Raw genomic sequence first — 25425 nt, forward strand, 5'->3', positions numbered from 1 at the left:
TCACACCGGCACCTCAACGTCCCCGCGGCCCGATACGGTAAACGGGTGACCACGCAGCCCATCCCCATCGCGCGAATCGGTGCATTCGCGCGATGGGTGGCGCGTACCCCGTGGCCGGTGTTCACGCTGGGCATGCTGCAGGCCGACATCATCGGCGCCCTGTTCGTGCTGGGCTTCCTGCGCTTCGGCTTGCCGCCGGAGGATCGCATCCAGCTCCAGGACCTTCCGGTGTTCAACCTGGCGATCTTCCTGGCTTACCTGTTCGTGTCGTTCACCGTCGGCGCCTACCTGGCCCTGCGGTTGCTGATCCCGGTGATCCGCTGGCAGCGTCGCGACACCCTGGTGTCCCAGTCCGACCCCCGCATCACCGAGCTGGCCCGGGTGCGGGCACTGAAGATGCCGTTCTACCGGACCTTGATCAGCGTCACGAACTGGTTCCTCGGCTCGATCGTGTTCATCGTGGCCAGCTGGCCGGTGGCCAGCAAGTCCGCGCCGGTCGTCCTGGTCGCCACCGCGCTGGGCGCCACGGCCACCGCGATCATCGGCTATCTGCAGTCCGAGCGGGTGCTGCGACCCGTTGCCGTGGCCGCGCTGCGCGGCGGTGTGCCGGAGAACTTCCGTGCCCCCGGCGTGATCCTGCGGCAGGTGTTGACCTGGGTGCTCTCGACGGGCGTGCCGGTGCTGGCGATCGTGCTGGCCCTGGTGGCCAGCAAGTTCTCGATCCTGACGGCATCCGCCGACCGGCTCATCACCCCGCTGTTGCTGCTGGCGATCGCCGCGCTGGTGATCGGGCTGTCCAGCACGTTGCTGGTGGCGATGTCGATCGCCGACCCGCTGCGTCAGCTGCGCTGGGCGCTGGGCGAGGTGCAGCGCGGTAACTACAACGCGCACATGCAGATCTACGACGCCAGCGAGCTGGGCCTGCTGCAGGCCGGATTCAACGACATGGTGCGCGAGCTCGCCGAGCGGCAACGGCTACGTGACCTGTTCGGCCGCTACGTGGGTGAGGATGTGGCCCGCCGCGCCCTGGAGCGCGGCACCGAGTTGGGCGGCCAGGAACGCGACGTGGCGGTGCTGTTCGTGGACCTGGTTGGGTCGACGCATCTGGCCTCGACCATTCCGGCCGCCGACGTGGTGAACCTGCTCAACGAGTTCTTCCGCGTCATCGTCGATACCGTCAACCGCCACGGCGGGTTCGTCAACAAGTTCCAGGGCGACGCGGCCCTGGCCATCTTCGGCGCCCCCATCGAGCATCCCGACGCCTCCGGCGGTGCGCTGGCGGCCTCCCGCGAGCTGCATGACGAGCTGCTGAGCGTCCTGGGAACCGACATCGAGTTCGGCATCGGGGTATCAGCCGGCCGCGCGATCGCCGGCCACATCGGTGCTCAGGCCCGCTTCGAGTACACCGTGATCGGTGACCCGGTCAACGAGGCCGCCCGGCTCACCGAGCTGGCCAAACTGGAAGAAGGCCATGTGCTGGCCTCGGCGATCGCGGTCAGCGGCGCACTCGATGCCGAGGCGTTGAGCTGGGACGTCGGCGAGATCGTCGAACTGCGCGGACGTACCGTGCCCACTCAGCTGGCCCGCCCGATGAACCTGGTCCTGCCACGGGATCTGGCGCGCGACGTCGAAAGCGACGTCTCCAGCTAGGTAGTTCAGGCCTTCTTGGCCGCAGCCTTCTTCGCCGGAGCCTTCTTGGCCGCCGTTTTCTTGGCGGCAGCCTTCTTCGCCGGGGCTTTCTTGGCGGCCTTCTTGACCGGCCCACGGGCCCGGCGATCGGCCAGCAGCTCCGAGGCCCGCTCGTCGGTGATCGACTGAACGTCATCGCCCTTGCGCAGGCTGGCGTTGGTCTCACCGTCGGTGACGTACGGGCCGAACCGGCCGTCCTTGATCACCATCGGCTTGCCCGACGCCGGGTCGGTGCCCAGCTCACGCAGCGGCGGGGCCGCGGCAGCCTGTCGGCCACGGCGTTTCGGCTCGGCGTAGATCTTCAACGCCTCGTCGAGGGTGATGGTGAACATCTGCTCTTCGGTGGCCAGCGAGCGTGAGTCGGTGCCGCGCTTCAGGTACGGGCCGTAGCGGCCGTTCTGCGCGGTGATCTCCTCGTTGTTCGACGGGTCGACCCCCACCACGCGCGGCAACGACAGCAGCTTGAGCGCATCGTCGAGCGTGACGGTCTCCAGATCCATTGTGCGCAGCAGTGATCCGGTGCGCGGCTTGGGTCCGGTCGGCTTCTTGCCCTTCTTGGCCGTCGTTCCCGCATCAGGATCTTCGGGAGGCTCGGGCAGGATCTCGGTGACGTACGGACCGAATCGTCCATCCTTCGCGACGATTTCGTGGCCGGTCGCCGGATCGACGCCCAGCACCCGACCCTCTTGCGGTGTGGCGAAAGCCTTTTCGGCCAACTCGAGGGTCAGCTCATCGGGGGTCAGCTCGTCCTTGAGGTTGGCGCGCTGGGGCTTGAGCTCCCCCGGATTGTCCGGGTCGGCGATCATCCGCTCCAGGTACGGGCCGTTGCGGCCCACCCGGACCACCACCGCGCGGCCTTCGTCATCATCAAAGAGCTTGATGGAGTTGACTTCTCGCGCATCGATGCCTTCGAGGTTTCCACCGACGAGGTGCTTGAGCCCACCGGCGCGAGCGATCGAGCCCTCGACTCCGTGCTCACCACCGAAGTAGAAGTTCGACAGCCAGTTGGTGCGCTGCTCCTGGCCGTTGGCGATCTCGTCGAGCTCGTCTTCCATGGCCGCGGTGAAGTCGTAGTCGACCAACCGGCCGAAGTGCTGCTCAAGCAGGCCGACGACGGCGAAGGCGACCCAGGACGGGACCAGCGCACTACCCTTTTTGACCACGTAACCGCGGTCCTGGATGGTCTTGATGATCGACGAGTACGTCGACGGACGGCCGATGCCGAGTTCTTCCAGCGCCTTGATCAGCGAAGCCTCGGTGTAGCGCGCCGGCGGGCTGGTGGTGTGCCCGTCGGCGGTCAGGTCGGCGGCGTCGACGCGCTGGCCCTGGGTCAGGTTCGGCAGCCGGCTCTCGGCGTCGTCAGCCTCGCCGCCGGCCTGCTCGTCGAGGCTCTCGACGTAAGCCTTGAGGAAGCCGGCGAACGTGATGGTGCGGCCCGACGCGTTGAAGACCACCTGTTCACCGCCAGCGGCGGTACCGGCGATCCGGAGCGACAGCGTGGTGCCGCGCGCGTCGGCCATCTGTGAGGCCACGGTGCGCTGCCAGATCAACTCGTAGAGCCGGAACTCGTCGGTGTCGAGCTGGGCGTGCAGCTGCCCCGGCGTCTGGAACACGTCGCCGGAGGGGCGGATCGCCTCGTGTGCCTCTTGAGCGTTCTTGACCTTGCGGGTGTACTGCCGCGGCGACGGGTGCACGTATTCGTCGCCGTAGAGCTGACGGGCCTGGTTGCGTGCGGCGTTGATGGCCGACTCGGACAGCGTCGTCGAGTCGGTACGCATGTAGGTGATGTAGCCGTTCTCGTACAGTCGCTGCGCGATGCTCATGGTGCGCTCGGAGGAAAACCGCAGTTTGCGGGCGGCTTCCTGCTGCAGCGTCGACGTCATGAAGGGCGCGTAGGGCTTGCGGGTGTACGGCTTCTGCTCGACGGAGCTGACGGCCAGCTGCGCTCCGCGCAGCCCCGCGGCCAGCGCTCCGGCGCTGGCCTCGTCGAGGACCAGCACCTCGTCGGGCTTCTTCAACTGGCCGAGCGAATCGAAGTCACGCCCGGCGGCGACCCGGCGGCCGTCGACGGTGTTGAGCTTGGCGGTGAACCTGGGCGGCGAAGCGCTGGGGTCCGACACGGATGCATCGAGCTCGGCGCTGACGTCCCAGTACCCGGCGCTGCGGAACGCCATGCGCTCCCGCTCGCGCTGCACGATGATGCGCGTGGCCACCGACTGCACCCGGCCCGCCGACAGCTTCGGCGCGACCTTCTTCCACAGCACGGGCGAAACCTCGTAGCCGTAGAGCCGGTCGAGGATGCGGCGGGTTTCCTGCGCGTCCACCAGGGCGATGTCGAGGTCGCGGGGGCTCTCCGCGGCGGCCCGGATGGCCGGTTCGGTGATCTCGTGGAACACCATCCGCTTGACCGGCACCTTGGGCTTGAGCGTCTCCAGCAGGTGCCAGGCGATCGCCTCGCCCTCGCGGTCACCGTCTGTCGCGAGGTAGAGCTCGTCGACGCCTTTGAGCAGGTCCTTGAGCTCGGTGACCGTGCTCTTCTTGTCGGGGCTGACGATGTAGAGCGGCTCGAAGTTGTCGTCGACATTCACCCCGAGGCGGGCCCAGGGTTCGGATTTGTACTTGGCGGGCACGTCGGCGGCATTGCGGGGAAGGTCGCGGATGTGCCCGCGGGAGGACTCGACAACGTAATTGGACCCGAGGTAACCGGCGATCTTGCGCGCCTTCGTCGGCGACTCGACAATCACGAGTCGCCGGACATTCCCCTTGCTTCCGCTGCCGCCATTATCGCCAGCCAACTGTGCCTACGCTCCACTTCTATAGTTGCCGCGCCACGCCCGGCAACTGACAATTTCGCATTACGCGCGAGCCTACGCAAACCGGCTCTCCGCGTGAACACCATTAAATATGCGGCCAGTGCGCCAACGCGGCGGCGTCATCCGGTGGTTCCCCGACGTTCTCTACCAGGCGAGACAGGCGTCGCCGGCCACTGATCCGCAGCGCCGGATGCGAACCTCTGGTCCCGATCAGGGTTGGTGCAATCCCCACCCGCATCATCGCCGCGGCCAGCGCCGCGTGGGTGTCGGGCGCATGCGGGTCCAGTGCAAGCAGATAGCGGTCCTCAGCCTCCGGAGTGCCCCCGGCCAGCGTCCAGGCCCGCAGCTCACGTGAGCCGGGCAACCACGTCGTGGGAACCGTCTTGACCGCCCCACGGGTCCATTGCCCAGCGATCAGCATCAATTGAGAGTCCAGTGCCGTACGCACCAGCGGGGTGTTCTCGTCGGTGCGCGCGATTTCGGGCACCAGGCCGGCTTCGGTGATCATCTCGGCCAGACCCTGCGCCCGCCACAATTCGTCGACGACCACTGAGATGCGGGCCGCCTGCTGCCCGCGGGAGCTGCCCAGCACAATCTGTCCGGGCCCGGCGAGCACCCCGGTCAGGTCCGACGCCGCGGGCGGCACCGACTCGGCCGAGAAGAAGGACAGCTGGCTCACGAATCGACACTAGGCCAGCCTGGCCCGCAAAAACGAGAACACCCCCGCGGTGTCCGGTCCGGACTCACACGGGGGTGTTCACTTTGGGTTTGTGTGGCTCAGATGGCCCGTACACCCGTGGCCTGCGGCCCCTTGGGGCTCTGGCCGACCTCGAACTCAACCTTCTGGTTCTCCTCCAGGGTGCGGAATCCGCTGCCCTGAATTTCCGTGTAGTGGACAAACACGTCGGCAGAGCCGTCCTCCGGAGCGATGAAGCCGAAGCCCTTCTCCGCGTTGAACCACTTCACAGTTCCCTGTGGCATCTTTTGTTCTTTCCTTCTCTTTCAACCGGGTGCGGTCCACCGACTTCCGGTGCACCGGGCCCGTTCCGACCGCCATCCTTCGTGGAGTCGCCCGGAACTGACCCGACCTACAACCCTCGCAGGAACCGCGATCGCAACGACGATCCTGCGAGTGCGAGTACAAACACAGAAGCTGCGACCGTGATCAGTCAACCATGTTCGGGTCGACTGCGACAGTCTTGGCGTGCGGCGCGTGGTGAACAATTTGTTTACAAATCCGGGCCGAGGTCGACGGGGTAGATCGAAGGAGGACACGCAGTGCTGGATCAGGGGTCGGATTTCGGCCGTGAGCTGCTCGCTTGCGCTGTCGAGGGCACCCCAGCCGACGAAGATCCGCTACGCCATGTCGCGGATATCCCGCCGCGGCACGGCAAACCGCGCCAATGGCCGCAATGGGCCCATCCGGAGGTGGTGCAGGCGTTGGGCGAGCGCGGTATCACCGCGCCGTGGTCGCATCAGCTCGAAACCGCCGAATTGGCCCATGCCGGACGGCATGTCGTGGTATCGACCGGAACAGCGTCGGGGAAGTCCCTGGCCTACCAGTTGCCGATCCTGTCGGCCCTGGCCCACGATCCCCGCGCCCGGGTGCTCTACCTGTCCCCGACCAAGGCACTCGGACACGATCAGCTGCGTACCGCGCAGGAGCTGAGCGAGTCCGTCGGCGCGTTGCGCGACGTGGCACCCGCGCCGTATGACGGTGACAGCGCGACGGAAGTACGCCGGTTCGCCCGGGAACGGTCACGGTGGATCTTCTCCAACCCGGACATGATCCACCTGTCACTGCTGCGCAACCATGCCCGCTGGGCGGTGTTCCTGCGCCACCTCAAGTTCATCGTCGTCGACGAATGCCATTATTACCGCGGCATTTTCGGTTCGAACGTGGCCCTCGTGCTGCGTCGGCTGCTGCGGTTGTGTGCGCGCTACTCCCCCGATGGCGTAAGCCCTACGGTCATATTCGCCAGCGCCACCACCGCCTCCCCCGCCGAGACCGCCGCGGAGCTGATCGGCCAGACGGTCGCCGAGGTGACCGAGGACGGGTCACCGCAAGGTGCGCGCACCATCGCGCTGTGGGAGCCGGCTCTGCTCGACGATCTCACGGGCGAGAACGGCGCCCCGGTGCGACGTTCGGCCGGCGCCGAAGCCGCCCGGGTGATGGCCGATCTGATGATCGAGGGGGCGCGCACGTTGACGTTCGTGCGGTCCCGCCGCGGTGCCGAGCTCACCGCGCTGGGCACCCGCGCCCGCTTGGAGGACACCGCTCCCGAGCTGGCGGATCTGGTGGCGTCCTACCGGGCCGGTTACCTGGCCGAAGATCGCCGCGAGCTGGAACATGCCCTGACCGACGGTCGCCTGCGGGGGCTGGCGACCACCAACGCGCTCGAGCTCGGCATCGACATCGCCGGCCTGGATGCGGTGGTGCTGGCCGGTTTTCCCGGCACCGTCACCTCGTTCTGGCAGCAGGCCGGACGTTCCGGCCGCCGCGGGCAGGGCGCGCTGATCGTGTTGATCGCCCGCGACGATCCGCTGGACACCTACCTGGTGCACCATCCGGCGGCCCTGTTGGACAAGCCGATCGAGCGGGTGGTCATCGACCCGACGAATCCGCATGTGCTTGGACCGCAATTGCTCTGCGCGGCAGCCGAATTGCCACTCACCGCGGCCGAGGTCCGGTTGTGGAACGCCGAGGCGGTGGCCGAGACGCTCGTCGACGACGGCCTGTTGCGCAAGCGTCCGGGCGGCTACTTTCCCGCTCCCGGCGTGGATCCGCATCCGGCCGTGGACATCCGCGGTTCCAGCGGCGGCCAGATCGCGATCCTTGAGGTCGATACCGGCCGGATGCTGGGCAGCACCGGCGCCGGCCAGGCCGCAGCGTCACTACATCCGGGCGCGGTGTATCTGCACCAGGGCGAGACCTATCTGGTGGAATCGCTGTCGTTCGAGGACGGAGTCGCGTTCGTGTCCGCCGGCGATCCCGGCTACACCACATTCGCCCGAGAACTGACCGACATCTCGGTCACCGGCCCCGGCGAGCGCCGACAGTTCGGCCCGGTCACGGTGGGTCTGGTGCCGGTGTCGGTGACCAACACCGTGGTCGGGTATCTACGGCGCCGGATGGACGGCGAGGTGATCGACTTCATCGAACTGGAGATGCCACCGAGCACGCTGGACACCATGGCCGCGATGTGCACCATCAGCCCGGAGGCGTTGCAGGACAGCGGAATCGACCCGCTGGCAGTCCCGGGAAGTCTGCATGCGGCCGAACACGCGGCGATCGGACTGTTGCCGCTGGTGGCCAGCTGCGACCGCGGCGACATCGGCGGGGTGTCCACGGCCGTCGGGCCAGTGGATGGGTTGCCGTCCATTTTCGTCTACGACGGTTATCCCGGCGGGGCCGGTTTCGCCGAGCGGGGATACCACAATCTGAGTACGTGGTGGGGTGCGACGGCCGAGGCGATCGAGGCTTGCGAGTGCCCGAACGGTTGCCCCTCGTGTGTGCAGTCACCGAAATGCGGCAACGGCAACGATCCCTTGGACAAGAGGGGCGCGGTGCGCGTATTACGTCTGGTGCTCGGCGCGCTGAGTACTTCCTCAGCGATCCCCCGACCGTGTTGACGACCGACCCCTCGACGGCCGACGACACGGATCGACAACTACGTGGCTGCAATCGGCCACGCCGAACACACAGACGTTGCGACGAACGGTCGGACAACGCGATCCGTTCCCAATCCCGGACGCCGGGCGCAGTGGCAAATTACGTGAACTCACTCATGTTTGCAACCCTCCCGATCATCCAATCCACTGCCACTCCCGGGATCCACAGTGTTCGGGCGCGGATTCCGTCGTCAATTGGCGCGATGACGAAGGTCTACCCACCGGTAAAATGCTGGCCATGACCCACGACTGGCTGCTCGTGGAGACGCTGGGTAGCGAGCCTGTGGTGGTCGCGCGAGGTCTGCAGACCAAGAACCTCGTCCCGATCAGTGTGTTCCTGCGACGAAATCCGCACCTGATGGCAATACACAGCGCGATCAGGGAAACTGTCCAAGCCGGCCAGGGCTTGACGAGCATCACAACCAAGAACGACCGCGTGATCCGCACCGAGGTGGTGCGGATGTCCGACGGGCACATCCACGGTGTACATGTGTGGATCGGGCCGATCGACGTCGATCCGCCACCACGACCGGTTCCGGGCCCGCTGCTGTGGGACCTGACCGCCGGCGTCGCCACGGACACCGCCGAGTCTCTGCGCAACAGCGGCATGGATCCGGAAACCGAACCCACGCATGACCGCGCGTTCGCCGACGATCTGCCGGCCAGAGACCTCAACGGCACTGAGGCCAAGGTGCTGGCGATGACGATCAAACCGGTGGTGGGCAACACCTTGTGCACGACCTGGGATGTCACCGACCACCGTGGAGAGCTCATCACCGTCGGCTTCGTGGCCCGGGTGACCAGCGAACCGCAGGACGACGGCTCCGAGCGCATGATCTGCCGGGCGATGAACTGGCGCAGCGAACGGGAGACCGCGTTGGTGCGTGAGGACACGTTGGCCCAGCGCATCCTCAACGGGCTGGCACAACCCGGCGTGCACCGGGTCTTGGTCGACCTCGACAACTGGAAGTTGTTGAAATGGCTCGACGAACCCGCCCCGTTCTTCGACTGGCGCAACCGCAACGGTGGGCCGGCCCGCATCCATCCCGTCGACGCGCGGCACATGGCGCGGATGACCACCGAGTTCGACACCGGCGTCACCACCGCCGTGCTGCGCATGCGCGCCGAGAATGGCAACTGGCAGCCCGTGCACATGACCGTGAACCGGATCGAGCTCGACGAGGACACCTTCGTCGGCCTGATCGCCCTTCGGCTCCCGACCGATGGCGAGGTCACCGCCGCCGACCTCGACCGGATCGACTAGTCGGCCGAGTTCACCGGTCCGGCCCGAGCCGAGGCTCTCGCCGGCCCGAATCCCCAGCGGCCGAGCCGGACCGGCACCGAGACGTCGAGCACCACGTCGAGCCCCTCGACGCGGCATCCGGCGATCACCGAGCGCATCCGTGCGGCAATCTGGCCGGCCAGCCCGCAGGCCGCCTCCGGACCGGCCGCCACCGCGCCGGCGGCACCCAGCGCGGCGAGGTCGGCTGCGGTCTGGGCCCGGTGCCGCGCCGTCACCGCCGCCCCGAGGTAGGCGCCGGCGGAGGCGAATGCGACCACGATCGCGATCATCGCTGCGGCCAGCACCGTGGCCGAGCCCCGCTCATCCGACGCCGGGCTCGGGAACCGCGACCGCCTCGGCGGACACCGTGAACCCCGGTAGCGCCGTGGTTGCGCTGACCCGGGCGACCACCATCGCGCCGTCCGGGCCGACGTGAACCACCGCGCCGGACGGGGCGATCCGTCGAGCCGCCGCAGTGGCCGTGTCGTTGTCGCCCCGGGCCGCCAACCGGGCGGCTTCCCGGGCGGCGTCGATGCATCGAATCTGCATCCCCACCGCGCTGATACCGCCCACGCACAACACCAGCATCGCCACCAGTGTCGCGATCGCAAAGGCCGCCTCGACGGTGACCGCGCCCCGGTCATCTAGACGTTGGTGTTCAGGGCCCGGCTGATGATGTTGGTCAGGGCACTGACGATCGAATCGCCGGTGACCACCGTGTACAGGATCGCCCCGAACGCGGCGGCGGCAATCGTACCGATGGCGTATTCCACAGTGGACATGCCCGATTCGTCCAGCATCACCAGCGTCGCTCTGGCGGTCAACCGCTGAATCATGTTTCCTCCCATACATTTTCCTCCCTTTGCACGACGTGCTCACAACAACCCTGAACCCAGCACGTCACCGGCCAGACCGGCGACCACGGGAATGACACCGAGACACACGAACGCCGGCAGGAAACACAGCCCCAGCGGGCCGGCGACCAGCACTGCGGCGCGTTCGGCCACCGCGTCGGCGGCGGTGGACGCGTCGTGGCGCGATTGCGCCGCCAACTCGGCGACCCCGTCGGCCAGCGCACTGCCCGAGGCCGCCGACCGTCGGGCCAGCCGCAGCAGGGCCTCGACGTTGTCGTCCCGAGGTGACGCGTCATTGCTCGGCGCCCAGGCCCGCTCCGGGTCGGCGCCGAGCGCCAACAGTTCGGCCGCCCGGCGCAACACCGGTGCCAGCGTCGGCGGTGCCGACGCGGTGGCCGCGGCCGCCGCAGTCGAGACCGCCATCCCGGCAGACAGACACGCGGCAAGGAGATCGAACGTGGAAGCAGCGGCGAGCGGATCGTCGGCCGGGCCCGGTTGCCGGCCTCCAGACGGCGCCGGGGCCGGTACCGCCCGGTTGCGTACGCGGGACGGATCCGCGCCGACCAGCAGTGCTGCGGCGAGAAACAGTGCCGCCCAGATCATCTCAACACCCGATCGGTGATCCGGTCCGACCACGTCAGACCGGCGCAGGCCAGCAGGACGCCGACGACCAGCAACCAGCCCCCGATTCCCGGGCCGCACAGGAACGCCAACGGCTTCGCACCGATCAACTGACCGAGCGCCAGCCCCGCCACCGGCAACCCGGCGAGGACCGCCGCTGTGGCCCGAGGACCCGCCATGGCGGCCTGGACATGCGCCGAGAAGCGCTCACGTTCGACGATGTCGCGCTGCGCCGTGCGCATGAGGGTGGCAATCGAGAGGCCATATGCGTGGGCCAGGCGCCAACAGGCGGCGAGCCGGTGCCAGTGCATCGGCAGTCGCGAGTCTGCCGCGGCGTCGGCCAACCCGGCCGCGACGTCAGCACCCAGTCGCGCCCTGGCCGCGACGGCACTCAAACCCTGACTCACCGGTCCAGACGCCTCGGCCGCAGCGGTGTCGAACGCGTTGACGGGATGGACGCCGGTGCGTAGCTCACCGACGAGCACGTCCAGGGCAGCCTGCAGCGCAGCCGATTCCTCCTGCCGTCGCCGTCGGGTCGACCCACGCCGGCGACGCAGCGCCACGGTGGTGGCGATCGCGGTCACGGCCAACGCGGCAGGAAACGAAACCAGCACCGCCACAACCACTCCCAGAACCGCGACCACCGGTACCGCCCGCACGCAACGGCGCTCCGCGCCCCGGTTCCGGCGGAACACCGCCGCGCGGCGGGGAGTGACCGGCCAGAGTAGAAGCGCGGCCGCCAATGCCAGGGCGCTGACCGTCATGACGACATCCGCTGCCGGAGCAACGCGTCGAGAGCGTCCGCGCCACAACCCCCACCCGTCATCGGCATGCCAGGCCGTCATCACCTCGAGGTCGTGCCGCCCAGCCCGGTGCAGGACGGCGATCTCGGCGAGCCTGCGGCGCCCGTTCCGGTCCCGGCCCACGTGCAGCAGCACCTGCACGGCGGCGGCCAACTGGCTGATCAGGGCGGCACGGTCCAGGCCGCCGAGCGCGCCGAGTGCCTCCAATCGAGCCGGCACCTCAGCCGGATTGTTGGCATGCACCGTGCCTGCACCGCCGTCGTGGCCGGTGTTGAGCGCGGCGAGCAAGTCCACGACCTCCGCCCCACGAACCTCGCCCACGACGATCCGATCCGGACGCATCCGCAGCGCCTGGCGCACCAGATCCCGCACAGTCACCTCGCCGACCCCCTCGACGTTGGCGGCCCGGGCCACGAGTCTGACCAGATGCGGGTGCGGCGGAGCCAATTCGGCTGCGTCCTCGACACACACGATGCGTTCGCACCCGTCGACGGCGCCGAGCGCGGCGGCCAACAAAGTGGTCTTGCCGCATCCGGTTCCGCCGGAGATCAGGAATGCCAACCTGGCCCGGATGATCGCCCGCAGCAGATCTGCCGCCTCCGGCGGGATCGCCCCCGACCGGATGAGGCTGTCGAGGTTCTGGGTGGCCGGGCGCAGCACCCGCAACGACAGGCAGGTGCCCGCGGACGCCACCGGAGGCAGCACTGCGTGCAGGCGCACGGTGAACGGACCGATGCCGGTGAGTTGACCGTCCACCCACGGCTGCGCCTCGTCGAGTCGGCGTCCGGCCAACAGCGCCAACCGCTGCGCCAGCCGACGGACGGCGTCCTCGTCGGTGAAACACACTGTGCTGCGGCGTAATCCGTTCCCGTCGTCCACCCACACCGCATCAGGGGCGGTCACCAGCACATCGGTGGTCGTCGGTGCGCACAGCAGCGGCTCCAGCAGGCCCGCACCGGTCAGCTCTGTTTCCAAGAGCCGCAGATTGCTCAGTACCTCGGTGTCGCCGAGCAGGCCACCGGACTCGGCCCGGATCGCCGCGGCCACCACACCAGGGCTCAGCGTGCCCCTCGATGATGTCTCGGCCACCAGGCGTTCGCGGACCCGGTCGATCAGCGAGGAACTCATGCCGCCGCCTGGGCAGGATGCCGGGCCAGGACCGAGAGCACCCGGCGAGCCGCGGATCCCAGCGGTGAGCGGGGCCGCACGCGTAACCCGCCACGCTCCAACGCCTCGGCGATACCGGCCTGGGGTCGCATCGCGGCCAGCAATGGCAGCTCCACGATGCGGGCCACCTCGGCTGCGCGTAGGCCGCCCGGCGACGGGCCCCGAACCACTACGCCCGCGTTCGGATTGCAGGCCAGCAGCCACGGGCGGGCCGCGGCCGCCGCAGTGCACGCGCGCACGTCGGCCGGTGTCACCACCACGACGAGATCAGCGGCGTCCAGAGCGGTTTCGGCCGCCGCGGTGGGTTGCCGGGGCACGTCGCAGACGACGGTGACACCGCCGCGACACCCGGCCTCGACGACTGCACCCAGCGGCCCGGCCTCGATCTCGGCGCCCGAACGCCCGCTGGCAAGCACGCTGACCCCGTTCCGGCGGGGCAGCGCGTCGCGCAACGCCGGGTAGGCCAACCGACCGCCCTGCAAGGCCAGGTCCGGCCACCGCAGCCCGGGCAGCTCCTCGCTGCCGGCCACCAGGTCGATGCCTCCGCTCCACGGGTCCGCCTCGACCAGCAGCGCTTCGGGCGCCGACTGCGCCAGCGCCACGGCGAACACCGACGCACCGGCACCTCCTCGAGCGCCCAGCACCGCCACGGCCGGACCGCGGCCGGCGTCGTCGCGGCACGCGGCCTCGGACAGGGCGGCGACCAGATCGGCATCCTCGGCCGGCAGGGTGACCAGCTGCTGCGCGCCGACCGAGATCGCGGCCTGCCAGTCTTCCGGCTGTGGTTGAGCACGGCCGACGAGGATCACCCGGGTGCGGCGGGGCAGCGCGCGGGCTGCGCAGCGCAGCGCCCCCGGGCCGTCGAGCAGCACCGCGACAGCCGCTGTCCAGGCCTTGCGACCAGAGGGTTCGTCTACCAGGACCAGACCCACGCCCGCCGCGGCGGCCACCCGGGACACGTCTTCACGCAGAAGCGGATCGCCGATGAGGGCCAGCACGGTGCCCGGTGGGCTGGTCGAGGACTTCGAGGTGGCCATGCCCCCAGCCTGTGGGCAACCACGGCCTGCACACCATCACCAATTCGCCGATTGGGGATGAACTCGACGCTGGGGATGAAACCGCGGTCCGCGAACGTACCGCGAACGGCGCACTGAAAATACGGTTCCGCAACTACAGCGGCCGAACCGGTGAGGATTCTTCCCCGGAAAAAGAGACGACCCCCGCCAGGGGGGGAGGAGGCGGAGGTCGTCGTGTATCAGCCCCGGGGGGTCGGGCTGATACACCCTCGGCATAAGCCGAGTAATGCTCACTATACACACGGAACTGCCAAAACACGCAAGGGACATCTGCGCGGGCTATCGACTGTCGCACCGGGGCCGCCACGCGAAAGAATGTGTCGTGAACTGCCATTTTGTGTCGCCGGCCGGATAGGGCGGGGCACCTGCCTCTATGCTTGCGCCTGTGACCGCAACCGATCGGGCTGCCGGGGAGTCGATCGCACAGCAATCCGCACCGCACGGTGACCGGCCGGTGCGCACCGCCGCCTTCTTCGACCTCGACAAGACCGTCATCGCAAAGTCCAGCACGCTCGCTTTCAGCAAACCTTTCTTCAATCAGGGCCTGCTGAACCGTCGCACCGTTCTCAAGTCGACTTATGCTCAGTTTCTGTTCCTGATGTCGGGCGCCGACCACGACCAGATGGACCGGATGCGCAGCTACATCACCAACATGTGCACCGGCTGGGATGTCGAACAGGTCAAGTCGATCGTCGGCGAAACACTGCACGACATCGTCGATCCCCTGGTGTTCGCCGAGGCGGCCGAACTGATCGCCGACCACAAACTGTGCGGTCGCGACGTCGTCGTGGTGTCGGCCTCGGGTGAGGAGATCGTGGCCCCGATCGCGCGGGCGCTGGGCGCGACCCATGCGATGGCCACCCGAATGGTGGTCGAAGATGGGCGCTACACCGGCGAGATCGCGTTCTACTGCTACGGCGAAGGCAAAGTCGAGGCAATTCGCGCCCTGGCCGCCCGCGAGGGCTACGCGTTGGACCACTGCTACGCCTATTCGGACTCGATCACCGACATTCCGATGCTGGAAAGCGTCGGCCATCCCACCGCCGTCAACCCCGACCGGGGGTTACGTAAAGAAGCCGCCGCCCGTGGGTGGCCGGTGCTGACGTTCAGCCGGCCGGTGTCGCTGCGGGATCGGATTCCGGCCCCGTCGGGGGCGGCGGTCGCCACCAGCGCGGCCGTCGGGATCAGCGCCCTGGCGGCCGGTGCGCTGACCTATTCACTGCTCCGGCGCTTCACTTCCTGACCTACCGCATGTAGTAGCTGAGGCCCTCGGCGTAACGATCGGAACTCGGCCCCGTTTCACCCTTGCTGTGACCGTGGTCACGTAGTACAAAGGAACCACGGAAGCTTGGATGAGGCCAAGGCTTAGCCAGAAGAGAAGGCTAAATCTCCCGAACCAGGCTCCCTAGCACGGGTCCCGGCACCCACGCGGAGCACATGCCGCGGAATAGGCAAAAGTGTTGCGGGCCTGCGTGATTGCGAGGAGCGGACGGCCACGACGGCTCTTTGGGTAGAGCTGCAGCCGAAGCGCATCGCAAGGACGCCGAGGCCACCCACGCATCCCACGTTGGCACGCTTGGTAACCGGTATCCGTGCTAGCGGGCGGCGAGCCGAACATCGTTCGGAGCGCCGCCCGCTTTCGTTTGCTGAGGGCGCGCGCTGAACCAAGTTCAGCCAGCCGCCGACTGAGCGATCTGCAACGCCTCTCGCGCCCCGCCCTTCAACGCTTCACTGCTGAACAGCAGCCAGGCCGTCAACCCGTCGTGCGTGCCGGAGGCGAATCCCCGTGCGGCAGCCCGGTACTCCCCCGACTTGCGCATCCAATACACCTCGGGCACCCCGAGGCCGTGTGGATCCAACCCGCTGGCGATCGTCACCAGGCGCGACACCGCACGCGCCACCACCCCGTCGGCGGTCCCGAACGGAGCCAGGCTGAGGAGTTCGCCGTGGGCGACGGCGGCGAGCACGGGGGCCGGAACCTTGGAGCCGCCGGCCAGGATGTCGGTCAGCAGTTCGAGGCGACGCCCCACATCGGGATCGGTTCGGGGCCGGCCCAGATGCTCGTCGTCGGCCAGATCGGCGGCGGCCAACGCGTGCAATCGGGCCAAGGCCTGCATCGGCGCCCGCTGCCACACTCCGACCAGCGCGGTGGCGCCACCCTCGAGCGCTTCGGCCACCCGGATGGCGCCCGCGGTCACCGGATCGGGCTCACCGTCGGCGGACAGCTGCACCGCCCCGCCGTCGAGGACTGCCGAGGCGCGCGCCGCGCGCAGAGCCGCCTCGGCCGCGGTCTGTGGCCAGCCCCGCAGATTGAACTTGTGCCGATGCGCCCGGCCCAGGGCATCTCGCGCCTCGTCGCTGGCCGCGGAAACACCGGGTAGGTCGACCAGTGGTGCGAGTGGATCGGTGTTTGTCGGCTCCTCGCGCGAGCGCTCGTCGGGCGTCATAGCCGAAACGCTAGCCGACCGCTGAACACGCTCCCGCCGACCGTTGGGCGCAACAACGCTGCCGCCCGGCAACCGTCTTGTGAGGTCCCAACGCCCGTGCAACGTTTGGTGACTAGGCTCACACGCATGTCTAACCCGTCAGCGACCTCTACCGAAGTCCCGTCAGCGTATCCGCCGCCTGCCGAGTTCGCGGCCAATGCCAACGCGACGGGCGAGTTGTACGCCGAGGCCGACAAGGACCGGCTGGCGTTCTGGGCCGACCAGGCCAATCGGCTGACCTGGCAGACCCCGTTCACCGAGGTGCTGGACTGGTCAGAGGCGCCGTTCGCCAAGTGGTTCGTCGGCGGCAAGCTCAACGTGGCCTACAACTGCGTCGACCGCCACGTCGACGCCGGCAACGGCGACCGGGTCGCGATCCACTGGGAAGGTGAGCCTCTCGGCGATGCCCGCGACATCACCTACGCCCAGCTCAAGGACGAGGTCTCCCAAGCTGCCAACGCGCTGACCGCGCTCGGTCTGACCGCGGGCGACCGCGTCGCCATCTACATGCCGATGGTGCCCGAGGCGATCGTGGCGATGCTGGCCTGCGCCCGCCTGGGAGCGATGCACAGTGTGGTGTTCGCCGGGTTCTCCGCTTCCGCCCTGAGGGCCCGCGTCGAGGACGCCGAGGCCAAGCTCGTCATCACCACCGACGGTCAGTACCGCCGCGGCCAGGCGGCCTCGCTGAAAGACGCGGTCGACGAAGCCGTCTCGGACCAGCCGTCGGTCGAACATGTGCTGGTGGTCCGTCGCACCGGGATCGACGTGAACTGGACCGACGGCCGTGATCTGTGGTGGCACGAGACCGTCGAGAAAGCCTCCACCGAGCACACCGCGGAAGCGTTCGACGCCGAGCAGCCACTGTTCCTGCTCTACACCTCGGGTACCACCGGCAAGCCCAAGGGCATCGTGCACACCTCGGGCGGATACCTCACCCAGTCGGCGTACACGCATTACAACGTGTTCGACCTCAAACCCGAGACCGACGTGTACTGGTGCACCGCCGACATCGGCTGGGTGACCGGGCACACCTACATCGTCTACGGGCCACTGGCCAACGGCGCCACCCAGGTGGTCTACGAGGGCACCCCGACGTCGCCGACCGAGCACCGGCACTTCGAGATCATCGAAAAGTACGGCGTCACAATCTATTACACCGCGCCCACGCTGATCCGCACCTTCATGAAGCTGGGCCGCCAGATTCCCGGCGCACACAACCTGTCGAGCCTGCGGCTGCTGGGTTCGGTCGGCGAGCCGATCAACCCCGAAGCATGGCGCTGGTACCGGGAAGTCGTCGGCGCCAACAAGACTCCGGTCGTCGACACCTGGTGGCAGACCGAGACCGGGGCCATCATGATCTCCCCGCTGCCCGGTGTCACCGCGACCAAGCCAGGGTCGGCGATGACACCGCTGCCCGGCATCTCGGCCAAGATCGTCGACGACGACGGCAACCAACTGGTGCCCGGCGCTGACGAAGCCGAGCACGTCACGGGTTACCTGGTGCTGGATCAGCCGTGGCCGGCGATGCTGCGCGGCATCTGGGGTGACCCGCAGCGGTTCACCGACACCTACTGGTCACGATTCGCCGAACAGGGCTGGTACTTCGCCGGTGACGGCGCCCGCTACGACTCGGACGGCAACATCTGGGTGCTCGGTCGCATCGACGACGTCATGAATGTCTCCGGTCACCGCATCTCGACCGCCGAGGTCGAATCGGCCCTGGTCGGACATTCCGGGGTGGCCGAGGCCGCCGTGGTCGGCGCCTCCGATGACACCACCGGACAGGCGATCTGCGCGTTCGTCATCCTCAAGGCCTCCGCGCACGGCGGGGCCGCGGACATGATCGACGAACTACGCGCACAGGTGGCCACCGAGATCTCCCCGATCGCCAAACCGCGCGAAATCCACGTGGTGCCCGAGCTGCCCAAGACCCGCAGCGGCAAGATCATGCGCCGGTTGCTGCGCGACGTGGCCGAGGGCCGCGAGCTTGGTGACACCTCGACGCTGGTCGACCCCAGCGTGTTCGAGGCGATCCGCGCCAGCAAGTAGGGCACAACTCGTCGAAAGGCCAGTTATGGCACGCGTTTCCGAAGATGGCGTGTCATAACTGGCCACTCGGGATCAGGGAATCGGGACGAAACCCGTTCCCGGCCGGTTCTTGGCGGTGATGTCGGCCAGCTGGGTGTTGAACGACATCGTCACCGCCGGCGTGTGCAGCGGCACGAACTTCACCACGCAGGTGGGCAATTCCTCGGTGTAGGCGCCGTGGAGCATGCCGACCAGCCGGTTGTTGACGGTCACGGGAGCACCTGAATCACCGGGCTGGCCGCACACCTGGTTGACGATGGTGCCCGGATCCTGGCCCGGCCCCCACGTCACACCACACGAATAACCCGTCGTGCGGCCGAGTTTGCAGGCGATCTCACCGAACACCGGATCCGGTCCGAGCCCGTCGATCTGGAAACCGTTGACGTTGTTGGTCGGGGTGACCTTCGCGGGATCGAACTGGATCACCGCGTAATCGAGCAGATCGTTACCGGCGACCATCGTGCCGAGCACCCCGGCGCCGTCAGCCCCTTCGGCCGACACCGTGGCGCCCGGGCCACCGCAGTGCGCCGAGGTGAAACCGATGAGCCGACCCGCATTGTCGTGCCCGATCGTGGTGAGCGTGCAGAACGACTCCCCGTTGACCACGATGCCCGAACCGCCGCCCAACACCACCGGCGCATCAGCACGCGCTTGACCCGCGGGAAGAACGGACGTGAGGATCGCAACCAGAGCGATGATCGATGCACCGATGAGCAACTGCCGGCGGTGTCTGCTCGTCAAGTGTCCTCCAATCGACGCGCCCGACCCGCGCAACTCAAGAATGTCGTCAGTCTACTAACACCGGGACGTCAGCCGGGATCGTTAACGGGTTCGCCGCATGGCAACATGAACGCCATGAGCACAGGCGACCGCAGGGACGGCGTTCCGACGACGGTGACCTCGATTCCGCTCGTCGACCCGCACGCCCCCAAGCCGGACCCCTCCATCGGCGATCTCGTCAAGGACGCCACCGCGCAGGTCTCCACACTGGTGCGCGCCGAGGTGGAGTTGGCGAAGGCCGAGATCACCCGGGACGTCAAGAAGGGCCTCACCGGCAGCGTGTTCTTCATCGCCGCGCTGGTGGTGCTGTTCTACTCGACGTTCTTTTTCTTCTTCTTCCTGGCCGAACTGCTCGACACGTGGCTGTGGCGCTGGGTGGCCTTCCTGATCGTCTTCGGCCTCATGGTGGTGGTCACGGGGGCGCTGGCCCTGTTCGGCTTCCTGAAGGTACGACGTATCCGGGGGCCGCGGCAGACCATCGAATCGGTCAAGGAGACCCGCGAGGCCCTGACACCCGGCCACGACAAGAGCGTCACGACGGCCGTTGCGACCAAGCCGGCCGCCGACCCGTCAGGCTGGTAATGCCTCCGCCCGACCCGTCGATCGTCAGGATCGAGGGGCCATGGCGGCATCTGCAGGTGCATGCCAACGGTATTCGCTTCCATGTGGTGGAGGGCGAGAGCTCGCAGCCCGACCATGTGACCGAGGGCGAAACCAAGGGCGAGCCTGCGACCCCGGACCGACCGCTTGTGATCCTGCTCCACGGTTTCGGCTCGTTCTGGTGGTCTTGGCGTCACCAGCTCACCGCGCTCACCGGCGCGCGGGTCGTCGCGGTCGACCTGCGCGGCTACGGGGACAGCGACAAACCACCACGCGGATACGACGGCTGGACACTGGCCGGGGACACCGCGGGATTGGTGCGGGCGCTCGGTCACAAGACCGCCACGTTGGTCGGGCATGCCGACGGCGGCCTGGTGTGTTGGGCGACGGCCGTGCTGCATCCGCGGGCGGTCAATGCGATCGCGTCGGTGAGTTCACCGCATCCGGTGGCGCTGCGAACGTCTGCGTTGACCCGTCGGGATCAGGGCCGCGCGTTGTTGCCGTCGATGCTGCGGTATCAGTTGCCGACGTGGCCCGAGCACACCCTGACCCGGCACGACGGCGCGGCGCTCGAGCAGCTGATCCGCAGCCGCGCCGGAGCCACCTGGCAGAACACCGCGGACTTCTCCGACACCATGGGTCACCTGCGTCAGGCCATTCAGATCCCGGGTGCCGCGCACTGCGCCCTGGAATACCAGCGGTGGGCGGTGCGCAGTCAGCTCCGCGGTGAGGGCCGGCGGTTCATGCGGTCGATGAAGCGTCCGGTCGGTGTGCCGGTGTTGCACATGCGCGGAGACGCCGACCCCTATGTTCTGCCCGATCCCGTGCAGCGCACGCAGCACTACGCCCCGCACGGCCGATATGTATCGATCGCGGGTGCCGGGCATTTCGGCCATGAAGAGCAACCGGAGGCGGTCAACCAGCAGCTGAACCGGTTCCTGGCGGCGCTGCGGACCGGTTGATCAGGAGTTGATGCAGGTCCCGGTGTGCACCCGTTCGGTGTTGCCGATCTTGGCCAGCTGACGCTCGACCTCCTTGGCGGTCAGCACGAACCCGGTGTCGGCGTCGTCGACGGCGGCACCGAACACGACGCCGAGCACCTTGCCCGACCGATTGATCATCGGTCCACCTGAATTGCCTTGCCGCACCGTGCCCCTGACCGTGTACACCTCACGGGTGACGGTGGTGGTCCGGTAGATGTCGGGACCGTTGAGCTCGATGATCTCGCGGACGCGGGCCGGGGTGGCCAGGAAATCTCCGCCGCCGGGATAGCCCATCACCACGGCGTCGGTGCCTTTCGGGGCGGGTTGGTCGACGAACTGCAGCGGTTGGATCGGCAGGTTCGGTACGTCGAGGATCGAGATGTCGGCGTTGGGGTCGTAGGACACCACGCCGGCGTCGTAGGTCTTGCCGTCGGCCTCGATGGTCACGCTGTCGGCACCGGCGACCACGTGGGCGTTGGACATCACCCGGTTGGGGGCGATGACGAATCCGCTGCCCTCCAACACCTTCTGGCAGCTCGGCGCGACGCCGCGGATCTTGACCACGCTGGGCCGTGTCGTCGTCACCACCGGATCGGTGGCCAGCGCCGCATCCGGGGCGTCGACGTTGACGATCGGGGTGCGCCCGAACGGTTCGAGCACATCGGGCAGGCCGGAGGTGTCCAGCAGCGCCGACAGCCGGTTGGGCACCGAGCGCAGCCAGTCCGGCGCCACCTTGTCGACCTCGGTCAGCACTCGCGAGTTCTTCACCGCGGCAGCCAGATTCGGTTGATCCGAGGAGGTCAGCAGGCTGCCCAGCAGCCATGAGGCGACCAGGACCGCGACGAGCATCAGGCTCACCCCGACCACCGAGTCGAACGCACGGAACAACCGGTTGCGGATCGTGCCGCGCACCGCCCGCCCCAACACCACACCGGCGATCTCACCGATCACCACCAGCGCCAGGATCAAGAACAGCGTGGCGAACAGCTTGGTGCGGTCACCGCTGACGTGCGGGATGACGTGCGGGGCCAGCAGCACGCCTGCCACCGCCCCGAGCACCACACCGATGAAGGACAGCAGGGAGCCGAGCGCTCCCGAGCGCCAGCCGGAGATGGCGGCGACGAACCCGATGCCGAGGATGGCGAAATCGAGCCAGACCGAAGGTGTCATCTATATCCACTTCAACTTTGGGCTTCACCGTAACCGTTGTCATGCCCGACGAGGGCCATTGCCTCGTCGAGTCCGCGGACGTCCTCGGTGTTCCACGGCTTGGCCCAGCCCGCGACGTCGAGGATCGCCGAGATGACCTGGCCGGTGAAACCCCACACCAGCATCTCGTTGAGGAGAAACGCGGGCCCGGCGAACCGGCTGGTATTGGACTCCCGGTACACCATCAGCCGGTTTTCGGGATTGGTGAAGGCCCGCACGGGAACCCGCGCGACGACGGCTGTCTCGGATTCGTTCACCACGGCGACCGGACCGGGGTCGGGTGAATAGGCGAGCACCGGGACCACGTGGAATCCCGATGGCGGGATGAACATCTTTTCCAGGGTGGCCAGCGGGTAGAGCCGGCTGGCGTCGATGCCCGTCTCCTCGGTGGCCTCTCGGAAGGCGGTACCGATCGGGCCCTGGTCGCCGGGATCGGCGGCACCGCCGGGGAATGCGGCCTGCCCGGCGTGGTGGCGCAACGTCGAGGCGCGGACCGTCACCAGCAGGTCGGCCTCATCGGGAAGACTCGAAGGTGCGCCCTCGGGCGGGCCGGAGAACAGCACCAGCACCGCGGCGTCACGGCGGGCACCGGCCTGGGCGGCCTGGTTGTTGGCTTCGACGATGGAGGCCAACACCTCCGGCGGCACCCGCCTGCGGTAGGCATCCGGCACCCGGTCGAGGTTGTCCACCAGCGGTTTGAGCCAGGCCGGGGCGACATCCGGGACCAGCCCGTCGCGCGTCGATCTCACCCCGGGTGCTCCTGTCGGCTAGAGCGGATCTTCTCGTCGACCGCCGCCGCGATCTCGTCGGCGCTGACGAAGGAGCGGGGTAGGGTCCCGGCCACGCTACCGTCCGCGCGCAGAACCACCGTCGCAGGCATGACGTTGGGCACCTTCAGTGCGGCCGCAACGAGCCGCCGGCCGTCCTGCAGTGTCGGCAGGTGCACCCCGAGTTCGGCCAACCGGAGCAACGCCGCCGTCTCGTTCTCGTCCTGGTGCACCGTCACGACCAGCACGTCGTCGCCGGCCCGCCGCTGGTATTCGGCCATCGCGGGCAGTTCGTCGGCGCAGGGGCCGCACCAGTACGCCCACAGATTGAGCACCACCGTACGTCCGGCCAGCGCCGAGGCCACGTCGACGGGCACGCCGTCGCCCGCGCAGTCGAGGGTGATGCCGCGCAACGCTTCCGGTCCCGGCCCCTTCCCCGGCCCGGGGCACGGTGACAGGTCGGCGCGGGCCCGGGGACCGGCGAGCGCCTCGGGGGTATCGGCGTCGCGGTGATCGCGGGCGGTGGACTGCCCGGCCCCGGCCGGCGGCGCCGGCTCGTCACGCAGTTCCATCCAGAACGCGGTGCCGAGCGCCACCAGGATCACCAGGACCGCCACGGTCCATCGGGTGGAACGGCTCACGAGGTCCCCATCGCGGCGGTCACAGCCCGGCCAGTGCCAGCAGATGCTCGGTCTCGGGGCCTTTGACCAGTGCTGCCGCGGTTTCCGGGTCGGTGGGGCCGAGACCGAACGACGGGCAGTCCTTGGCCAGTACGCACACCCCGCAGGCGGGTTTGCGGGCATGGCAGACCCGACGGCCGTGGAAGATCACCCGGTGGCTGAGCAGGGTCCATTCCTTGCGTTCGATGAGCTCACCGATGGCATGTTCGACCTTGACCGGGTCTTCCTCGGCGGTCCAGCGCCACCGCCGCACCAGCCGCCCGAAGTGCGTGTCGACGGTGATGCCCGGGATGTCGAAGGCGTTCCCGAGGATGACGTTGGCGGTCTTGCGTCCCACCCCGGGCAGGGTCACCAGTTCCTCGATGGTGTCGGGAACCTGCCCGTCGAAGCGCTCCACCAACTCCTGGCCCAGCCGGATCAGCGAGTTGGTCTTGTTCCGGTAGAAACCGGTCGGCCGGATCAGCTCCTCCATCTCGGTGCGGTCGGCCTGCGCGTAATCCAGCGCGGTGCGGTACTTCTTGAACAGTGCCGGCGTGGTCAGGTTGACCCGTTTGTCGGTGCTCTGCGCGCTCAGGATCGTCGCCACCGCGAGCTCCAGCGGATTGGTGAAGTCCAGTTCGCAGTAGACATGTGGAAAAGCCCGGGCCAGTTCACGATTCATCCGTCGCGCCCGACGGACCAGGCCCAGGTGGGTCTCGGTGTCCCACTTCTTGGACCGGCGGGTTTTCCCGGTCGGGGCGGCAGCCGCTGTCACGCTCGCAAGCGTACTGACCTGTTCGGCCATTCCGTGCCGTGGACCGGTGACGATTCGTGACCCCGCTGAGACCTACGGCGTGTTAACTACTGCCTTGTGTCGTGGTTGCTGGTGGCCCTCATCCCGGGCTTGCTCATGCTGGCGGCGTTCGGGCTCGACCGACTTGAATCAGGATTGGCGCGCGAACCAGCCCCCGAGATCGCCGTCGCGCGCCCCAAACCGGTGACCTTCGGGCTCGAGAGCGAAGGTTTGCCGACGCGGTACTACGAGCCGGAGATCATCAATACCGGGTTTCCGGCGTCCCGACCTGTCAATCGTGTGTAGCGTGGGCTAGTCGCGAAACCGCGTACCTCTACACTGAGCAGGCAGTATCAGTAAGAGGACAACACACCCAATAGCTTAAGGGGCAACGTGGACGAGATCCTGGCCAGGGCCGGAATCTTCCAGGGAGTCGAACCGACCGCCGTTTCGGCGCTGACGAAGCAGCTGCAGCCCGTCGACTTCCCACGCGGGCATACGGTATTCGCCGAAGGCGAGCCCGGCGACCGGCTGTACATCATCATCTCCGGCAAGGTGAAGATCGGTCGCCGTTCGCCGGACGGCCGAGAAAACCTGCTGACCATCATGGGCCCGTCGGACATGTTCGGCGAGCTGTCGATCTTCGACCCGGGGCCTCGTACCTCGAGCGCAACCACCATCACCGAGGTGCGCGCGGTGTCGATGGACCGTGACGCGCTGCGCGCATGGATCGCCGACCGGCCCGAGATCGCCGAGCAGCTGCTCCGCGTGCTCGCCCGCCGTCTGCGTCGCACCAACAACAACCTGGCCGACCTGATCTTCACCGACGTTCCCGGCCGGGTGGCCAAGCAGCTGCTGCAGCTGGCCCAGCGGTTCGGCACCCAGGAGGGCGGGGCGCTGCGCGTGACGCACGACCTCACCCAGGAGGAGATCGCCCAGCTCGTCGGCGCGTCCCGCGAGACCGTCAACAAGGCACTGGCCGATTTCGCCCATCGCGGCTGGATCCGGCTCGAGGGCAAGAGTGTGCTGATCAGCGACAGCGAACGACTCGCCCGCCGAGCGCGCTAGCTTTCCCGCCCAGCA

At 68.0% G+C, this 25425-nt stretch carries 24 protein-coding genes and 1 pseudogene; 9 read left to right on the plus strand and 16 right to left on the minus strand.

Features of this window, described 5'->3' with window-relative positions; translation table 11 throughout:
- Positions 1-1650: adenylate/guanylate cyclase domain-containing protein (locus A5740_RS20565; protein WP_254849269.1), on the plus strand; the 1650-nt coding region annotated here is incomplete at its 5' end.
- 5 nt (positions 1651-1655) lie between these two features.
- Here A5740_RS20565 and topA read toward each other — a convergent pair.
- The 3 genes from topA to A5740_RS20580 form a co-directional block, all read right to left on the minus strand.
- Positions 1656-4484, minus strand: coding sequence for a type I DNA topoisomerase (topA, locus tag A5740_RS20570; protein ID WP_076197085.1), 2829 nt, complete (start codon positions 4482-4484; stop codon positions 1656-1658).
- 103 nt (positions 4485-4587) lie between these two features.
- Positions 4588-5181, minus strand: a complete 594-nt coding sequence (locus A5740_RS20575; RefSeq protein WP_076197086.1) for a hypothetical protein — start codon at positions 5179-5181, stop codon at positions 4588-4590.
- A 98-nt stretch (positions 5182-5279) separates the two neighbouring features.
- Positions 5280-5483: a cold-shock protein gene (locus tag A5740_RS20580; RefSeq protein WP_003882601.1), complete on the minus strand. Its 204-nt coding sequence runs from the start codon at positions 5481-5483 to the stop codon at positions 5280-5282.
- Positions 5484-5780: 297 nt separating this feature from the next.
- On the opposite strand from A5740_RS20580, the gene A5740_RS20585 reads away from it, so the two are divergent.
- Positions 5781-8135, plus strand: a complete 2355-nt coding sequence (locus A5740_RS20585) for a DEAD/DEAH box helicase (RefSeq protein ID WP_076197087.1) — start codon at positions 5781-5783, stop codon at positions 8133-8135.
- 277 nt (positions 8136-8412) lie between these two features.
- On the plus strand, positions 8413-9438 hold the full coding sequence (locus tag A5740_RS20590; RefSeq protein ID WP_076197239.1) for a PAS domain-containing protein: 1026 nt from the start codon (positions 8413-8415) through the stop codon (positions 9436-9438).
- On the opposite strand, the gene A5740_RS29180 is transcribed toward A5740_RS20590, so the two are convergent.
- The 7 genes and pseudogenes from A5740_RS29180 to ssd all read right to left on the minus strand — a co-directional run bounded on the left by A5740_RS29180 (position 9435) and on the right by ssd (position 13938).
- Positions 9435-9761: an Rv3654c family TadE-like protein gene (locus tag A5740_RS29180; protein WP_254849270.1), complete on the minus strand. Its 327-nt coding sequence runs from the start codon at positions 9759-9761 to the stop codon at positions 9435-9437. The two genes, A5740_RS20590 and A5740_RS29180, sit on opposite strands and share 4 nt — an antisense overlap.
- A 16-nt stretch (positions 9762-9777) precedes the next feature.
- Positions 9778-10044, minus strand: coding sequence for a TadE family type IV pilus minor pilin (locus A5740_RS29185; RefSeq protein WP_305800104.1), 267 nt, complete (start codon positions 10042-10044; stop codon positions 9778-9780).
- 56 nt (positions 10045-10100) lie between these two features.
- A complete protein-coding gene (locus A5740_RS20600; protein ID WP_076197088.1) occupies positions 10101-10304 on the minus strand; it encodes a DUF4244 domain-containing protein in 204 nt (67 codons plus the stop codon).
- Between the two features lie 27 nt (positions 10305-10331).
- The gene (locus tag A5740_RS20605; protein ID WP_076197089.1) at positions 10332-10913 is read right to left on the minus strand and encodes a type II secretion system F family protein; all 582 of its coding nucleotides are present in this window, start codon (positions 10911-10913) and stop codon (positions 10332-10334) included.
- A complete protein-coding gene (locus A5740_RS29190; RefSeq protein ID WP_175616308.1) occupies positions 10910-11695 on the minus strand; it encodes a type II secretion system F family protein in 786 nt (261 codons plus the stop codon). Before A5740_RS29190 ends, A5740_RS20605 begins: the two co-directional genes overlap by 4 nt.
- Positions 11692-12862, minus strand: a pseudogene (locus A5740_RS29195) (TadA family conjugal transfer-associated ATPase). Before A5740_RS29195 ends, A5740_RS29190 begins: the two are co-directional and overlap by 4 nt.
- Entirely contained in the window at positions 12859-13938 is a 1080-nt protein-coding gene (gene ssd / locus A5740_RS20620; RefSeq protein ID WP_076197090.1) for a septum site-determining protein Ssd, read from the minus strand. Before ssd ends, A5740_RS29195 begins: the two are co-directional and overlap by 4 nt.
- A gap of 424 nt (positions 13939-14362) precedes the next feature.
- Here ssd and A5740_RS20630 point away from each other — a divergent pair, with 424 nt between their 5' ends.
- Positions 14363-15220 (plus strand): HAD-IB family hydrolase, encoded by an 858-nt coding sequence (locus A5740_RS20630; RefSeq protein WP_197508277.1) that lies wholly within the window; start codon positions 14363-14365, stop codon positions 15218-15220.
- A gap of 427 nt (positions 15221-15647) precedes the next feature.
- Here A5740_RS20630 and A5740_RS20635 read toward each other — a convergent pair whose 3' ends face one another.
- A complete protein-coding gene (locus A5740_RS20635; RefSeq protein ID WP_076197092.1) occupies positions 15648-16424 on the minus strand; it encodes an oxidoreductase in 777 nt (258 codons plus the stop codon).
- Between the two features lie 126 nt (positions 16425-16550).
- On the opposite strand from A5740_RS20635, the gene acs reads away from it, so the two are divergent.
- The gene (acs, locus tag A5740_RS20640; RefSeq protein ID WP_076197093.1) at positions 16551-18512 is read left to right on the plus strand and encodes an acetate--CoA ligase; all 1962 of its coding nucleotides are present in this window, start codon (positions 16551-16553) and stop codon (positions 18510-18512) included.
- Positions 18513-18584: 72 nt separating this feature from the next.
- Here the strand turns inward: acs and A5740_RS20645 are convergent, their stop codons facing one another.
- The gene (locus tag A5740_RS20645) at positions 18585-19292 is read right to left on the minus strand and encodes a S1 family peptidase (protein WP_175616304.1); all 708 of its coding nucleotides are present in this window, start codon (positions 19290-19292) and stop codon (positions 18585-18587) included.
- A gap of 114 nt (positions 19293-19406) precedes the next feature.
- Here A5740_RS20645 and A5740_RS20650 point away from each other — a divergent pair, with 114 nt between their 5' ends.
- Both A5740_RS20650 and A5740_RS20655 read left to right on the plus strand, forming a co-directional pair.
- Positions 19407-19913 (plus strand): phage holin family protein, encoded by a 507-nt coding sequence (locus tag A5740_RS20650; RefSeq protein WP_076197243.1) that lies wholly within the window; start codon positions 19407-19409, stop codon positions 19911-19913.
- On the plus strand, positions 19913-20893 hold the full coding sequence (locus A5740_RS20655) for an alpha/beta fold hydrolase (protein WP_076197094.1): 981 nt from the start codon (positions 19913-19915) through the stop codon (positions 20891-20893). Before A5740_RS20650 ends, A5740_RS20655 begins: the two co-directional genes overlap by 1 nt.
- On the opposite strand, the gene marP is transcribed toward A5740_RS20655, so the two are convergent.
- Genes marP through nth form a run of 4 tightly spaced genes read right to left on the minus strand, consistent with a single transcriptional unit; the run spans position 20894 to position 24231 of the window.
- Positions 20894-22084 carry an acid resistance serine protease MarP gene (gene marP, locus A5740_RS20660; protein WP_076197095.1) on the minus strand — a complete coding sequence of 397 codons (1191 nt, stop codon included), beginning with the start codon at positions 22082-22084 and terminating at the stop codon, positions 20894-20896.
- A gap of 11 nt (positions 22085-22095) precedes the next feature.
- Positions 22096-22872: a CoA pyrophosphatase gene (locus tag A5740_RS20665; protein ID WP_076197097.1), complete on the minus strand. Its 777-nt coding sequence runs from the start codon at positions 22870-22872 to the stop codon at positions 22096-22098.
- Positions 22869-23531: a TlpA disulfide reductase family protein gene (locus tag A5740_RS20670; protein ID WP_076197099.1), complete on the minus strand. Its 663-nt coding sequence runs from the start codon at positions 23529-23531 to the stop codon at positions 22869-22871. The genes A5740_RS20665 and A5740_RS20670 overlap by 4 nt, the downstream gene beginning before the upstream one ends.
- Before the next feature lie 19 nt (positions 23532-23550).
- Positions 23551-24231: an endonuclease III gene (gene nth, locus A5740_RS20675; RefSeq protein WP_175616309.1), complete on the minus strand. Its 681-nt coding sequence runs from the start codon at positions 24229-24231 to the stop codon at positions 23551-23553.
- 204 nt (positions 24232-24435) lie between these two features.
- Here nth and A5740_RS20680 point away from each other — a divergent pair, with 204 nt between their 5' ends.
- Positions 24436-24648 (plus strand): hypothetical protein, encoded by a 213-nt coding sequence (locus A5740_RS20680; RefSeq protein ID WP_254849271.1) that lies wholly within the window; start codon positions 24436-24438, stop codon positions 24646-24648.
- Positions 24649-24735: 87 nt separating this feature from the next.
- Positions 24736-25410 carry a cAMP-activated global transcriptional regulator CRP gene (gene crp / locus A5740_RS20685; protein WP_003883807.1) on the plus strand — a complete coding sequence of 225 codons (675 nt, stop codon included), beginning with the start codon at positions 24736-24738 and terminating at the stop codon, positions 25408-25410.
- Positions 25411-25425 lie beyond the last annotated feature (15 nt).

This window comes from Mycobacterium sp. GA-1841 (genome assembly GCF_001954135.1).
Classification (GTDB): domain Bacteria; phylum Actinomycetota; class Actinomycetes; order Mycobacteriales; family Mycobacteriaceae; genus Mycobacterium.